The organism is Lichenicoccus sp. (assembly GCF_965276875.1).
GTDB lineage: Bacteria > Pseudomonadota > Alphaproteobacteria > Acetobacterales > Acetobacteraceae > Lichenicoccus.
Genome location: NZ_OZ255701.1, coordinates 3192668 through 3206080 on the forward strand (window position 1 = coordinate 3192668; position 13413 = coordinate 3206080).

Annotated in this window: 14 protein-coding genes; 7 read left to right on the forward strand and 7 right to left on the reverse strand. The window is 64.1% G+C overall.

Annotated elements, in window-relative coordinates; genetic code table 11:
* The first annotated feature begins 19 nt into the window (after positions 1-19).
* Complete coding sequence (locus tag ACQY4K_RS15485) at positions 20-1843, forward strand: hypothetical protein (RefSeq protein WP_428391083.1); 1824 nt, start codon at positions 20-22, stop codon at positions 1841-1843.
* A 299-nt stretch (positions 1844-2142) separates the two neighbouring features.
* Here ACQY4K_RS15485 and ACQY4K_RS15490 read toward each other — a convergent pair whose 3' ends face one another.
* From ACQY4K_RS15490 to ACQY4K_RS15500, 3 genes are all read right to left on the reverse strand, one after another.
* Positions 2143-2454 carry a hypothetical protein gene (locus ACQY4K_RS15490; RefSeq protein ID WP_428391084.1) on the reverse strand — a complete coding sequence of 104 codons (312 nt, stop codon included), beginning with the start codon at positions 2452-2454 and terminating at the stop codon, positions 2143-2145.
* Positions 2455-2537: 83 nt separating this feature from the next.
* Entirely contained in the window at positions 2538-3158 is a 621-nt protein-coding gene (locus tag ACQY4K_RS15495; RefSeq protein WP_428396158.1) for a recombinase family protein, read from the reverse strand.
* A 100-nt stretch (positions 3159-3258) separates the two neighbouring features.
* Entirely contained in the window at positions 3259-3903 is a 645-nt protein-coding gene (locus ACQY4K_RS15500; protein ID WP_428390968.1) for a TetR/AcrR family transcriptional regulator, read from the reverse strand.
* Between the two features lie 192 nt (positions 3904-4095).
* Between ACQY4K_RS15500 and ACQY4K_RS15505 the strand changes: the two genes are divergently transcribed.
* Both ACQY4K_RS15505 and ACQY4K_RS15510 read left to right on the forward strand, forming a co-directional pair.
* Positions 4096-4920 carry an alpha/beta hydrolase family protein gene (locus ACQY4K_RS15505; RefSeq protein ID WP_428391085.1) on the forward strand — a complete coding sequence of 275 codons (825 nt, stop codon included), beginning with the start codon at positions 4096-4098 and terminating at the stop codon, positions 4918-4920.
* 38 nt (positions 4921-4958) lie between these two features.
* Positions 4959-5708, forward strand: a complete 750-nt coding sequence (locus tag ACQY4K_RS15510) for an SDR family oxidoreductase (protein ID WP_428391086.1) — start codon at positions 4959-4961, stop codon at positions 5706-5708.
* 97 nt (positions 5709-5805) lie between these two features.
* Here ACQY4K_RS15510 and ACQY4K_RS15515 read toward each other — a convergent pair whose 3' ends face one another.
* Complete coding sequence (locus tag ACQY4K_RS15515; protein ID WP_428391087.1) at positions 5806-6411, reverse strand: recombinase family protein; 606 nt, start codon at positions 6409-6411, stop codon at positions 5806-5808.
* A 147-nt stretch (positions 6412-6558) separates the two neighbouring features.
* Between ACQY4K_RS15515 and ACQY4K_RS15520 the strand changes: the two genes are divergently transcribed.
* The 4 genes from ACQY4K_RS15520 (at position 6559) to ACQY4K_RS15535 (ending at position 10600) form a co-directional block, all read left to right on the forward strand.
* Positions 6559-8040, forward strand: a complete 1482-nt coding sequence (locus ACQY4K_RS15520; protein WP_428391088.1) for a Mu transposase C-terminal domain-containing protein — start codon at positions 6559-6561, stop codon at positions 8038-8040.
* A complete protein-coding gene (locus ACQY4K_RS15525) occupies positions 8040-8861 on the forward strand; it encodes an AAA family ATPase (RefSeq protein ID WP_428391089.1) in 822 nt (273 codons plus the stop codon). Before ACQY4K_RS15520 ends, ACQY4K_RS15525 begins: the two co-directional genes overlap by 1 nt.
* Positions 8862-8911: 50 nt before the next feature.
* A complete protein-coding gene (locus ACQY4K_RS15530) occupies positions 8912-9718 on the forward strand; it encodes an AraC family transcriptional regulator (RefSeq protein WP_428391090.1) in 807 nt (268 codons plus the stop codon).
* 78 nt (positions 9719-9796) lie between these two features.
* A complete protein-coding gene (locus ACQY4K_RS15535; RefSeq protein WP_428391091.1) occupies positions 9797-10600 on the forward strand; it encodes a class I SAM-dependent methyltransferase in 804 nt (267 codons plus the stop codon).
* Positions 10601-10631: 31 nt separating this feature from the next.
* On the opposite strand, the gene ACQY4K_RS15540 is transcribed toward ACQY4K_RS15535, so the two are convergent.
* Genes ACQY4K_RS15540 through ACQY4K_RS15550 form a run of 3 tightly spaced genes read right to left on the reverse strand, consistent with a single transcriptional unit; the run spans position 10632 to position 13407 of the window.
* Positions 10632-11456 carry a hypothetical protein gene (locus tag ACQY4K_RS15540; protein WP_428391092.1) on the reverse strand — a complete coding sequence of 275 codons (825 nt, stop codon included), beginning with the start codon at positions 11454-11456 and terminating at the stop codon, positions 10632-10634.
* Positions 11456-12424, reverse strand: coding sequence for a hypothetical protein (locus ACQY4K_RS15545; protein WP_428391093.1), 969 nt, complete (start codon positions 12422-12424; stop codon positions 11456-11458). Before ACQY4K_RS15545 ends, ACQY4K_RS15540 begins: the two co-directional genes overlap by 1 nt.
* A gap of 11 nt (positions 12425-12435) precedes the next feature.
* Positions 12436-13407, reverse strand: a complete 972-nt coding sequence (locus tag ACQY4K_RS15550; RefSeq protein WP_428396160.1) for an Hsp33 family molecular chaperone HslO — start codon at positions 13405-13407, stop codon at positions 12436-12438.
* Positions 13408-13413 lie beyond the last annotated feature (6 nt).

Sequence of the window (13413 nt, forward strand, 5' to 3'; positions counted from 1 at the left end):
GACAACCGAGCCGGTCCCGTTGCCGCGCCGCCTGACGGCCGGGCCGCTCTCGGTTGATCTCGACCACGGTAATCTGCGGCGCATCCGCTGGCACGGAATTGAGGTGCTGCAAGCGATCGCCTTCGTCGTCCGCGACACAAACTGGGGCACCTACGCTCCTTGCCTGACAGCAACCGAGATTACCCAGGAGGCGGAGCGATTTCGGGTGTCCTACCAAGGTTCGGTCGTTGGGCCGGACGGCTCTCTGGTCTATCGGGCGCAAATTTCCAGTGCGAGAAGTGGACGATTGCGGTTTGCAGCCGAGGCCGAGGCGCCGAATGGCTTTGTCACCAACCGGTCCGGCTTTGTGGTGCTTCATGGCCTGGCCAGTACCGTCGGGCGTGCGTTGACCGTCACTCATCCCAGCGGCGCAACCACCGAGACAATGTTCCCGGTCCCGGTCCAGCCCGATCAGCCAGCATTGGATATTGCCGGTCTGCGATACGAAGTTGCCCCGGGGGTCGTCGTCTCCCTCGAACTGGAGGGCGATACCTTCGAGATGGAGGATCAACGAAACTGGACGGACGCCTCGTTCAAGACCTATGTGCGCCCGCTTGCCCGAGGCTTTCCTTATCGCATTGAGGCCGGTGAAATCCTCAGGCAGGCCGTCGACCTGTCTGTCAGCGGCAGCGCGGCGTCCGCTAAGGTTACGCGCAACGAGACGGTCGTGGTGCAATGGGGGCGCGAGAGGATCGGCACAGTCCCGAGGCTGGGCCTTTACGTCGACTCGACGAACCTGCACGAGACTGGCCCGCATCTCGCGGCGGCCACTGCAGGCTTTCTCCAGGTAAGACTCGATCTTCGCGGGGCCGATGCAACGCCTCAACTTGACCGCGCCCTGGAGCTGGCCGGCTACGCTGGGGCTCCGTTGGCATTGGACGTGGTGATCCATGGCCGTGCGCCCGCAACCGAACTGGCTCAGCTCTGGGATTGGTGCGCCCGGCGGCGTCCGCGCTTGGAAATGCTCTTCGTCATCCCCGCACGTGATCTGACCAGTCGACCTTCAGACAGCCGACCAGCCGGGGAAGCGGCGGACGAGACGATCCGAGAGCAAGTCCGTCGAGCGATGCCGGGCGTACCGCTCGTTGCCGGTATGCCGGTGGGCTTCGCCGAACTGAACCGAAATCGTCCTTCGGGGAAATTCGACGTGATCACGCACGCCACGCAGGCGATCGTGCATGCCGCGGACGATAGCTCGGTGATGGACACCTTGACAGCGATACGGCACGTCGTCCGGACAACCCGCTGCTTTGCGGGCGCCAAAACCTATCGCATCGGACCGGCCACAATCGGGATGCCGCCTACCGCTTCCGCTGCGGCTCCAATCGCCAACCCGGCATTGCTCAGGACGCCAATGTCGCGGGAGGATCCCCGCCAGATGGGATTGTTCGCGGCGGCATTTCTCATCGGATATGTCGACGCCGCGGAAGGTGTAGACCTTTTGACGCTTGCGGCCCCGACCGGGCCGTTCGGTCTCTTTAATTGTTCCGGAACGGCTCGACCCGTAGCCGCGGCGTTCGCGGGTCTTGCGGCACTTTCTGGCTGCGCTCGCTTGAATGTTGCTCATGCAGCATCCGGCCGTCTTGCGGCCGTCTCCGCGATTGCGCCAGACGGACCGGTCGTGTGGCTCGCCAACCTGGGCGCCGATCCCCTGAGCGTTACGCTCAGCGGATCTGCGGCGACCCGGATCCTACGATTTGACGCTGAGACCGTTGCCGCAGCACCGCTCAACCTTGCCGAGGAGCACATACCAACACGTGGACTTCTGCCGCTGGATGGCTACGCTTTTTGCCGGATCAGGTAGATCGAGCCCGACGGTACGTTGACGCAATTCGTTCGTTCTCACCTAGGACCGAGTGACATTCTGCGTTCGCGAAAACGTGTTCTTTGCTCCTATGAATCTCCTGCTTCTTTAGCAGCGTCTAAATACCTGAATAACAGAAGTATTTTTTATTAGACTACAACAATTTCTCCTAAAGTGCCGAACCGGAAAGGGGTATACAACCTATCCGGGCGTCACATCCTCCTTTGTCGTTGCAGCTCGTTAATCTAGGGGTCGCCGCACGATTTGTTCGAAACTGCACGCTAAGCCCAAGCACCACGTTAGGGGCCAGTTATGCCGACAGCCGTGGCGATATAGGAGACTTTCCCGCCCACGTTGACGAAAGTGACTTGCCATCGGCGGCTTAACGCCACTCGGAATGATTGTTTGCCTGAATCACACCACAAGGTGTCAGCTGGCCCATGGATGACTTGCTGGCCGGGAACGGTTCTGTCCTCCGCAAAGCGCTGGTTCTGGGTCTCCACGCACTTGAAGCCATTGTCCTCCATAAAGGCTTTGGCTTGGTCGATTGTTGTACCGAGCGGAACGTGTTTCAGAACTTCTCGCTTGGTTGCCGCGGCATCGGGCAACATGATAGTCGACCTTTTCACAGCAACCTCCGATGGGCTTGTCGTCAGTAGTAGACCTGAAATCAAGGCGCCGAACTTAAAAATAGTCATCGGTGTTGAGCGACGATACGTGACACGGTCGGCTGGCTAATGTTGTAGAGCCGCGCCATATCAGCACCAGACTTTCGTCCGGTAATTACACTTTCGGCGATCTCTCGGCGCTTAGCGGCATCCAGCTTCTTGCGTCGACCACCGATACGGCCTTCAGCCCGCGCTGTCGCTATGCCGGCGGAAGTCCGCTCCCGGATCATGGCGCGCTCGAACTCCGCGAACGATCCGACCATCTGCATCATCATCCGGCCCGCCGGGGTAGTGGTGTCGATGTTCTCGGTGATCGAGCGGAAACCAGCACCGGCCTCGGCGATCCGCTCCATGATATGGAGCACGTCCTTCAGCGAGCGCGACAGGCGATCGAGTTTCCAGACAACTACAGTATCCCCATCACGGAGCTGATCGAGCATGCGGTGTAACTCAGGCCGATCCCACCGCCCACCAGAGGCGGACTCCTCAAACAGGCGCCGGCAGCCGGCTGCTTTCAGGGCCCTGGTTTGGAGCGCGTTGTTCTGCTCGTCGCCCTTGGACACGCGCGCATAGCCCAGCATCAAGCCGAGGACGACCGGCTTGGCTTCTTTCACAAACGACCGTTTACGAACGGGTTGGGCGACCACGGTCAATCTGTAGATGTCAGCGCTAATTGGCACGCGCTGTCAGAGATAAATGTCACGTCTCGAAAAAATCGAGGATCCAGTTTCATACGTGTTCTCGTAGTTACCCTGCCTCACCCGGCATCTTCGCACCGTGGCGCAGGCCATCGAGCAGCAGCATGACCATCCGTTCGGTGTGTGCCGCCCCATCATTCCCCGAAGCCACGGCAAGGTTCCCGATCGCGCGCAGCAGGTCATAAGGTGCAACATCGGCACGGGTCTCTCCACTACGAGCGGCAGCATCTAGCAGCACCGACAAGGCGGGCTCGAACCGGCTCCGGAAATAGTCGGGCAAGGTAGCGAATGCCGGATCGCCAGAATGAAGCGCAGCCGCCAGCCCCTGCTTGGTCCCAAGGAAGCGCGTATATCGCATCAACCAACCAGCCAGCGCGTCTGCGGGCCCGTGTTCTGCTGCAAGCGACTCCGCCACGTTGGCACACGCATCGACTTCGCGACGGAACACCGCTGCCACCAAATCGGCACGAGTAGGAAACCGGCGGTACAGGGTCCCCAGCCCGACGCCTGCTTGTGTCGCGATCTCCCGGATGGGCGCATCGACACCCGAGCGAGCGAACACAATCTTGGCGGCTTCTAAAACTGCTTCCTCGTTCCTTCGAGCATCGGCGCGCATTCGCGGCGCGGGTGTCTTGGCATCACCCACGGTCAACGACCCTACCTCGACCGTATTCCGAGATTTGGCCAACACCATTTCTCGCATTCCTCCTTGATAAGCGGATCGTTGACCCGTATTACAGCATAGCGGAACATCGATCCGCTTGCTAGTTCGGAGGTACGCCGTCTCATGTCCATTTTGCTCGTGGAGGCTGGCCCATCCGCTGTCGTCTCCATCGCTCCCATTGTCTTGCCATCACCGGGTAGGGGCACTGACCTGAGCGTTCGAGTGTCCGCACCGATCATGGGCAACGCGCTGCCCGTGATCATCTTTTCGCACGGCAACGGTCAGTCGCTTCATGCATACGGCCCCCTCGCTGATCATTGGGCGGCGCATGGCTTTGTGGTGATCCAACCGACGCATCTGGACTCGCGAACGCTCGGCCTCGCGCCCGACGATCCTCGCCGCCCGCATCTCTGGCGCTTCCGGGAGGAAGACCTAGCGGCCGTTCTCGACGGACTAGATCGCATCGAGAGCGAGGCACCGATGATCCAGGGACGGCTCGACCGCTCCCGCATCGCGGTTGCTGGTCATTCCTGGGGTGGGCAGACCGCTGGCACTTTGCTCGGTGTCACCCATCCAGATCCTGACGACGGATCGGTTGTCGACAGGCAGGATGCTCGCATCAAGGCGGGCGTGCTGCTCGCGGCACCTGGCAGCGGCAATGACCTGACCGAACATGCAGCTCGCACCTTCCCGTTCATGTACCCTGATTTTTCCACCATGACGGCACCAACCCTGATCGTCGTGGGCGACCATGACATGGGCAGGCTTTCGACACGGGGTGCCGACTGGTGGCGCGACGCCTACGATCTAAGCCCATCCCCCAAGGCGCTGTTCACGGCCTTTGGTGGCGAACATGCGCTTGGAGGCATCCCCGGATACGAGGCGCGTGAGACGACGGACGAACGACCCCAGCGCGTATCGGCGATCCAGCGCCTTTCAACAGCGTTCCTCCGAAGTGCGCTCTACCCCGGCGATCTCGCCTGGGTCGGGGCCGTCGCAGCGCTGGAAGCGGATGCGACGCCGGAAGGCAGAATCGAGACAAAGTAAGTCCATCGCGCCACCAACATCACCATAGGAGCTATTGCATGAACACGATCCTCATCACCGGCAGTTCGTCCGGCTTCGGGCTTGAGACTGCCCGCTACTTCCTCGATCGCGACTGGACCGTCATCGCCACGATGCGCACGCCTCGTAATGACGTGCTGCCAGCGTCCGAACGCCTGCGGGTCATCACACTCGATGTGACCGACGCTGCCAGCATCGCTCGCGCCGTGGAAGAAGCAGGCCCGATCGACGCCTTGGTCAACAATGCGGGTGCCGGCCTCATGGGTGCGCTGGAAGGCGTGTCGATCGACGCGACGCGTCAGCTTTTCGAGCTGAACACGTTCGGCACCATGGCGATGACGCAAGCCGTGCTGCCCGGCTTTCGCGCGCAAGGGTCGGGCGTGATCGTCAACGTGTCGTCGGCCGTGACGCTTAAGCCATTGCCGATGCTATCCGCTTACACGGCCAGCAAGGCCGCCGTGGAGGCGTTCAGCGAAGACCTCGCGCTGGAGGTGGAGCAGTTCGGCGTCCGCGTGCGGTTGGTCATTCCCGGACGCGCACCGGAAACCTCATTCAGTGCGACCGCCCGTGCCAGCTCGCAGAACGGCGTTCCCGAAGCCTATGCCACCTGGGCCAAGCAAATTTTCTCCGCAGCGCCCCAGCAGCCCGCCGAAGTCACCACCGCGATGGATGTGGCGGAAGCGGTTTGGCGAGCAGTGACCGATGCATCAGGGCCGCTTCGCATCCCGGCCGGTGCAGACGCTGTGACGCTTGCCGCAAAGGTCGCATAGCGCCTGACCTCAACCTACTACTGGTCGGATCGTTCGACGCGATCCGGCCAATTGGACTTCCATTAGAGCAACGGCTCACGGTCGGGTGCAGGGCGCTTCACGACCGATCAGGCTGCTCAGCGGCAGGCCCGGTAGGTTGACGCCCAAGCGTCCGGTACACGGTCGGCCGCGATATCGAGAATACCTCGGCGAGATCGCTGATCGAATAATCGTCCGTATCGTACATGCGCCGCAGCTCCTTCTGCTGGCGATCCGACAGCTTGGGCTTCTTGCCGCGCAGTTTCCCTTTCGAGCGTGCGACGGCCATACCTTCGCGGGTTCGCATCCGGATCAGGTCGGCCTCGAACTCGGCGAATGTCGCGAGGATGTTGAAGAACAGCTTGCCCATCGGATCGGACGGATCATGGACACTCGCTCCAAGCTGGAGCTTTACGCCCCGCTTTGCGAGTTCGTCGCCAATCGCCCTCGCATCCGGCACCGACCGCGCGAGACGGTCGAGCTTTGGCACCACCAGCGTGTCGCCGCTCCGTACCGCCGCGAGCGCCTGATCCAGACCGGGACGGGTCCGGTTGGTCCCGGTGAAGCCCTTGTCGGTATAGATGCGATCGGCCCCGACGCCGAGCTTGACCAGCGCCTCCTGCTGAGCGGCGAGATCCTGCTTGTCAGTGGAGCAGCGGGCGTAACCGATCAGCGTGTGCGTCATGGTCGATTGTGTAACGTAAGGGGTCCCTCAACGCAAAAGATATAGTACCATCTATGTGAGACTCAGCTTTTGGCGGTTTCCCATGCCTCGACAGGTCAGACAGCGACCGTCCGCTGAACGATCCTCTTTCGGACGGGGTAGATCACCATGACCGATGATCGAAAGCCAGTATCGGGGAGTGCCGAAGTCGAGCAACGGATGGCCGTGCTGCGCCGCCACCTCCATGACGCGGTGCCGCTGGGCGAGGCCGCGACCGATGCCGGCATATCGCTCCGCACTGCTCGCCGCTGGCTCACCCGCTACCGTGCCGATGGTCCGGCCGGGCTAGCGCGTCCGACCCGACCGGAAGCCGGCAAGCGCACCTTCCCGAAGGAACTGGTCGAACTGATCGAGGGCATGGCACTGATCAAACCGCCGCCATCGATCGTGACCATCCATCGCCGCCTCGCCGGCATCGTCGGCGAACGGAAATGGCGAATGCCGTCCTACGGAAGCGTGCGGGATATCGTGCGCCGGATCGATCCGGCGATGCTGACCTTGGCACATGAAGGTGCTGCCGCCTTCCGCGACAAATTCGAGTTGGTGCATCGGCACCGCGCCGAACGCCCCAATGCGATCTGGCAAGCCGATCATACCCAGCTCGATGTCCTGATCCTCGATGCAGGAGGTCGCCCGGTGCGGCCGTGGCTGACGACGGTGCTGGACGATCATTCGCGCGTGATCGCGGGCTACATGGTTTTTCTCGGCGCGCCCTCCGCGCTCAACACGTCGCTCGCACTGCGACAGGCGATCTGGCGCAAGGTCGATCCGGCTTGGCCGGTGTGCGGCATTCCCGATGTGCTGTACGTCGATCACGGATCGGACTTCACCAGCCTCAACCTCGAACAAGCTGCGGCCGATCTTCGTATCCGGCTGATCTACTCCGCCGTCGCGCGTCCACAGGGGCGCGGCAAGATCGAGCGGCTGTTCCGCACCATCAACACCGAACTGTTGGCGAAACTGCCGGGCAATATCCGCAACGGCAAACCCGTTTCACCTCCTCGCCTGACGCTGCCCGAACTGGACGCCGCGATCGGTGTTTACATCGTGGCGACCTATAACGTCCGCCCGCACCGTGCGATCGGTGTGCCACCCGTAGATGCCTGGCGCAGGGATGGCTGGCTGTCCCGGATGCCGGAAACACTGGAGGAACTGGACGCGCTGCTGGTCATGGTCGCCAAGCCGCGCATCGTCCACCGTGACGGCATCCGTTTCGAAGGGCTGCGCTACTTCAACCCTACGCTTGCCGCCTATGTCGGCGAGCCCGTGACGATCCGCTACGATCCTCGCGACGTGGGCGAGGTGCGGGTATTCCATCGCAACGTTTTCCTGTGCCGGGCCGTCAGCCCCGACCATGCCGGTCTGAACATCACCCTCAAGGATGTTCAATCTGCGCGCCTTGCCTATCGTCGTCGTCTGCGAAGTGAGATTGGAGAGCGGAAGGTCCGCGTTGCGGACTATCTGCCCGCGATCCTGCGTCCGCCCGGTTCCGGCTCGACGCAGGGGCCAACATTGAAATCCGCGCGTGCCGTAAAACCCGTAGCGATACCGAACAAGCTGCGCCTCCGCACCTATTACGAGGGCGAGTGATGGCAGACGGCAGCGCCCGCGCCACCAGCTTCATCTCGACGCAGGAACATCGCCGCTTCACCGAATTCACCAACGCCGTCCGCAAGCACCGCTACATCGGCTTGTGCCACGGCGCGGCCGGCGTCGGCAAAACCCTGTCTGCGCGACGCTACGCCCGCTGGGACGGCGCAGTCGAGCTACTTATGACTTGGGGTCCGCGACAGCCATCCGACCTCAAGATATATGCGGACCTCGCGCGTGCCCGTGCTGTGTTCTACACACCGACAGTCGGAAGCACGCTGCGCGAGCTTCGTCAGGACCTGCCCCGCCTCATCGATCGGGTCGATGTCTGCATCGACGAACATATCCGGCCGAAAGACCAGATCTTCGTTTCGCCTCGCAAAAATCATGTCGAATTGGTGATCGTCGATGAAGCCGACCGCCTGTCCAACACGGGGCTGGAATATCTGCGTGACCTGTTCGATCGGCAGGGCGTCGGCCTCCTCCTTATCGGAATGCCCGGCATCGAAAAGCGGATGGAACGATACCCTCAGCTTTTCAGCCGCGTCGGCTTCGCTCACCATTACAGGCCATTACAGGATCAGGAACTGACCTTCGTTCTAACGCGGCGTAGGCGCGACCTCGGGTTAGCGATGGACGATGCGGATTTTACAGACGCGCAGGCGGTCGCCACCATCGTGCGGATCACGGGTGGCAACTTCCGCCTGCTCCACCGGCTGTTCGTTCAGATCGAGCGCATCTTGCGGATCAATGGCCTGAACGCGATCACCGACGACGTTGTAGAAGCGGCCCGAAGCACCCTCGTGATCGGTGTCACTTAGCGCTGACATAGCTGTGCCAATTAGCGCTGACATCTACAAAGGACGCCGACTTGATTTCCAAGCGAACGCATATCGTCGCGCAGCACCGCTCCGCGCTGCCTGGCGTCGAGGCAATGACGCTGCTGACGGACCACGCCTTTCCTCGCCATTCGCATGACGGCTTCGGGATTGGTGTCATGGCTGCTGGAGCGCAGCGGTCATGGAGTGGGATTGGCTGGGTGGAGGCTGAGGCCGGCGACGTCATCACGGTGAACCCTGGTGAGATGCACGATGGCGTTCCGATCGGCGGGACACGGGGCTGGCAGATGCTCTATTTGTACCCCTCCGTCGTTGCATCCGCGCTGTTGGACGAAGGCGAGGACCAATTGGAGCTCACGCGTCCCGCCCTGCGCGACCCGATTCTGGCAAGGCTTTTCGCCTGCCTCTTTGCGCGCGCGACCGCTGTGGTGCCGGAGCCACTTGCTCTGGAAGAGGACCTGCTGCGGATGTTGGCCTGGCTCGCTCGGCGGCACGGGACACGTCAGCGCCTGGTGCCCAGCGAATCCCCAGCGGTAGCGATGGCTCGGCGGCGCCTCGACGGCGCGCCGGAGTCACCGGTGACCCTGGCCGAGTTGGCGGCGCTGTCAGGCGTAAGCCGCTTCCAGTTCCTGCGCGGCTTTGCGCGCCAGACGGGCGTCACGCCGCACGCCTACCTTCTCCAACGCCGCGTGCGGCTTGCCCGGCAACTCCTCGTTGCAGGCCGCACTCCGGCCGAAGTGGCGCAGGAAGCCGGCTTCGCGGACCAGAGCCACATGACTCGCGCCTTTTGCCGCCAGTTCGGCGTCACGCCGGCCCGCTACCAAGCCGCCGTTGCATGAAGGCAGGGCCGCAATCCCGTTCAAGACAGCCTCGCCTCGCCTCGGAAAGAATGGCCTGAACCGAAAGAGGGCAGGCGCATGAGTGGCTACGTTCACGGCTACGACGGCCGGGAGGCGGCCCGATTGGAGGACCAGGCGCGCACCTTGGAGGAGCTGCTCCACGCGGGCTCCTGCTTCCCGCACGGCAGCGCAGTGCTGGAAGCGGGTTGCGGCACAGGCGCGCAGACGGTGGCGCTCGCGCGGCGCAGTCCGGGCGCGCACATCGTTGCAATGGACATTTCAGCAGAGTCGTTGGCGAAGGCGCGCGCGAGGGTTTCGGCAGCGGGCCTGTGCAATGTCGAGCTCCAGCAGGCGGACCTTCTTGCCGCCCCGTTTGCGCCGGCTTCCTTCGACCACATCTTTCTTTGCTTCGTGCTGGAACATCTGCCTGATCCTGCAGCAGCGCTCGCGAGCCTGCGCGCCCTGCTTCGCTCGGGCGGCACAATCACCGTCATTGAGGGCGACCACGCCTCCACCTGCTTGCATCCGGAAAGCACGGTCGCGCGCGCTGCCATTTCGTGCCAGGTGGAGTTGCAGCGGCGGGCAGGAGGCGACGCGATGATCGGGCGCAGCCTCTTCCCGCTGCTGGCCGGAGCGGGCTTCACGGCGGTGCATGCTTCGCCACGTCTGGTCTATGTGGACGGCAGCACGCCCGAGTTGGCGGACGGCTTTATCCGCAACACCTTTATTGCAATGGTCGCGGGCGTCCGGGAGCCGGCAATTGCCGCAGGCCTCACAACGCCCAAATCCTTCGATGCTGGCATCCGCGCGCTACACCGGGCGGCCGAGCCTGACGGTGTGTTCTGCTACACGTTCTTCAAGGCCACAGGACGGGTCATGTGAACACGTTCGACAACATTGCCGGTGGCAAGGGTCACGTCCCGTTAGGGGCCGTGCCCGCCGGCGGCTGCAAAAATCCCGGCGGCGGCGAACGCTGAGGTGCCGGGGAAGCGGGCGACGGTAGCGAGGCGGGGGCCTGGGGCGGGGGCGCGATTGGGGCAGGTGCCAGCGGTGTCGGTGCCAGCGGTGTCGCACCCAGCGGCGTCGTGCCGACGGAGGCGCCGCCGACCGGCAGGCTGGTTGCCGGTGCCGCGGAGGCGCCATTCGGTGGCGGCAAGGCCTGCTGCTCGACGCTGCCGCCGAGCGGCGCGCCGGAGGCATCGACCAGCCAGTCCTTCAATGTGCGCTGCACCTGGTATTCGATCTCGACATTCATGTCGCGCATCATCTGCTGGGTGAGATCGTAGAGTTCGGCGCGGGTGCCGTCGTCGGGGCCGCCGTCGCCGGGGACGAACTGGCGCGAGACATGCGCCTCCGCATAGCCGGCATGGCCGCCGTTGCCCGTCAGGATATCGAGGTGCACGGCGAGCCTGCCGTCAAGCGCGCCGCCGCCGGCGCTGGTGATCGAGGCGCGGTCGATGGTGAACACGCCGCTGCCGGAATTGCCGGCCGCGATCAGCCGCTGGCGGGCCATCGTCTGGAGCGCCTGGTCGGGCGGTGTTGGGGCGTGCCGTGCCAGATCATCGGGGCTCGCCGCCGCATTATCGACGATGCTCAGGCTGCCGACATTGAGCCTGAGTTTCGGCAGGTAGCTGTAGTCGGGCGGCGGGAAGCTGGTTGGACCCTCTGATCCGCCGCAGGCCGACAGCAACAGGCAGCCGACGAGCGGTGCCGCGGTCCAGGCGCGCGACCGCGCCATCACGGCTGCCCCAGGCCGAACAGGCGTTTCCACCAGTTCGCCGGAGGGGCGGTGGGTGGCGCCGGCTTTGGCTCGGCCCTGGCCGGGCTCGCGGGCATGGGCTGCGGCCATGCGGGCGCCGCCAAAGGTGCCGCCAATTCGCGGTCGGTGTGGCTGGCATAGGTGGTGAACAAGGTCGTCATTGCCTCCGCACCGGAGATCTCGTGCCGGCTGGCAAAGATCGTGTTCATCGTCGGGATATAGAGCGCCGGCGCGCCGTCGTCGCCGACCAGCAGATAAAGCGGAGTCGCGGCGGCCGTATCGAAAAAGCGCCAGAATCGCGCGACCGCCTTGCCGCCGAGGGAAAAATACTCCTGGGCGTCGAGCAGGCCGGCATCGAACGGCGAGGCCAGCCTGAGTGTGGCCTCGTGCGGCGGGGATGTGGCGCTCTCGGGCAGCGCCACATCCAGGCTGTGCCGGATCAGGCCGGCGGAGAGCTGCTGGTCGCCTGCCGCGTAGGTGTCGCTGACCGCGCCCAGGCGGTCGGCCATCACCACGTCCGGCGGCGACAAGGCGGTCTCGACCACCAAGTCAATGAGTTCGCGCAGCATGAAGGCATTGATGCCCTCGAAACGATGGCTGGAGGCGGCCACCGCCGGACGTTCGGCGCAGAGCGTGGTGTCGTAGATGTCGCGCAGCAGCGGCAACAGGTGCGCCACCGCCTCGTCGGTCCGTGCCTGGCCGAAATGGATTGTGGTGTGGGTGATGAAGGCGAGCTGGTCGGTCAGATACCAGACCGCATCCTGGCCACTGTCATGGCGCAGTTCGAGCAGATAAAACGGCGGCAGACCGGTTTGCAGGCCGACCGGAGACCATCCCGGCTGCAAGGTCGAGACCGGCGCCCCGCCCATGGTGATCGGGCGCATGATCCCGTCGTCGTCGGTGACCTGGTAGATCCCGTCGCGATACGACACTGGCCAGCACGGCACTCTCGTTCTCCCTAGGCGGTGCCGTGCACGCTGCCCCGCGCGAAGCGGAAGTCAAGTGCGCAGAACTCACAGGTCATGACGATGTCGCCGCCCGTGACCATATGGTCGAGATCGTCGGCGGGGAAGCCTTCGAGGATGCCGGCGAGTCGGGCGCGCGAGCAGCGGCAGCCATAGGCCAGCGCCCGCGGCCGGTCGGCGGCCACACCCTCGCTATGGAACAGCCGATAGAGCAGGTCTTCCGGCGCCAGCTCGTCATTCAGCAGCTCGTCGTCACTGAGCGTGGCGGCCAGCGTCAGGGCGGTGCGCCAGCGCTCCTGCTGCTCGGCCGTGGGCAGGTGCTCCCCAACTTCGCCCACCACATCGCCGTCTTGCGCGATCCGTTCGAGGACCAGCGCCGAGGCACGCCAGCCGGCGCCGGTCTGTCGGCAGGCCAGCCGGACGACGCAGTCATGCTGCTCGGAGGTCTCGAAATAATGCTGCGCCATGGCAGCCAGGCTGTCGCCGGTGATCGCGACGATGCCCTGGTGCGGCTGCATGTCCTCGCTGTCGCCGCCGCCTTCGACGGTGAAGGCCAGATAGCCGGCGCCGAGCAGGGTCGCGGCACTCGGCTGAGTGTCGCGGCACTCAAGGTCCGCCAGGCGCTGCGGGTCGGCGCGCGCATAGAAGCGCAGCGCCCCGGCATCGGTGCAGTCGGCAAGCAGCATCGAGACCGGCCCGTCGCCCTTCGCCTGGACACTGAAGCTGCCGCGGAATTTCAGCGCCGAGGCCAGTCCCGCAACCAGCGCCAACGCCTCGCCCGCGAGGCGGGTGACGGGTGCCGGGTTGGCATGGCGCGCCAGCAGCGCCTCGGCGAGCGGGCCCAGGCGCACCAGCCGGCCGCGCACCGGACGGTCCGGCAAAAAAAACGGCGTGATGCCGCGCGGCACCACGATGTCCGGCACGTCCGGGCGGTTTGTATCAAGGAAGGCGGGTGTATCGACCATGCCCGC

What these genes read in the sequence shown, in the direction of transcription:
- ACQY4K_RS15540 (WP_428391092.1), bottom strand. Translation starts at nt 11,456, where the DNA reads ATGGCGCGGTCGCGCGCCTGGACCGCGGCACCGCTCGTCGGCTGCCTG.
- ACQY4K_RS15520 (WP_428391088.1), top strand. Translation starts at nt 6,559, where the DNA reads ATGACCGATGATCGAAAGCCAGTATCGGGGAGTGCCGAAGTCGAGCAA.
- ACQY4K_RS15510 (WP_428391086.1), top strand. Translation starts at nt 4,959, where the DNA reads ATGAACACGATCCTCATCACCGGCAGTTCGTCCGGCTTCGGGCTTGAG.
- ACQY4K_RS15500 (WP_428390968.1), bottom strand. Translation starts at nt 3,903, where the DNA reads ATGGTGTTGGCCAAATCTCGGAATACGGTCGAGGTAGGGTCGTTGACC.
- ACQY4K_RS15535 (WP_428391091.1), top strand. Translation starts at nt 9,797, where the DNA reads ATGAGTGGCTACGTTCACGGCTACGACGGCCGGGAGGCGGCCCGATTG.
- ACQY4K_RS15515 (WP_428391087.1), bottom strand. Translation starts at nt 6,411, where the DNA reads ATGACGCACACGCTGATCGGTTACGCCCGCTGCTCCACTGACAAGCAG.
- ACQY4K_RS15550 (WP_428396160.1), bottom strand. Translation starts at nt 13,407, where the DNA reads ATGGTCGATACACCCGCCTTCCTTGATACAAACCGCCCGGACGTGCCG.
- ACQY4K_RS15525 (WP_428391089.1), top strand. Translation starts at nt 8,040, where the DNA reads ATGGCAGACGGCAGCGCCCGCGCCACCAGCTTCATCTCGACGCAGGAA.
- ACQY4K_RS15490 (WP_428391084.1), bottom strand. Translation starts at nt 2,454, where the DNA reads ATGTTGCCCGATGCCGCGGCAACCAAGCGAGAAGTTCTGAAACACGTT.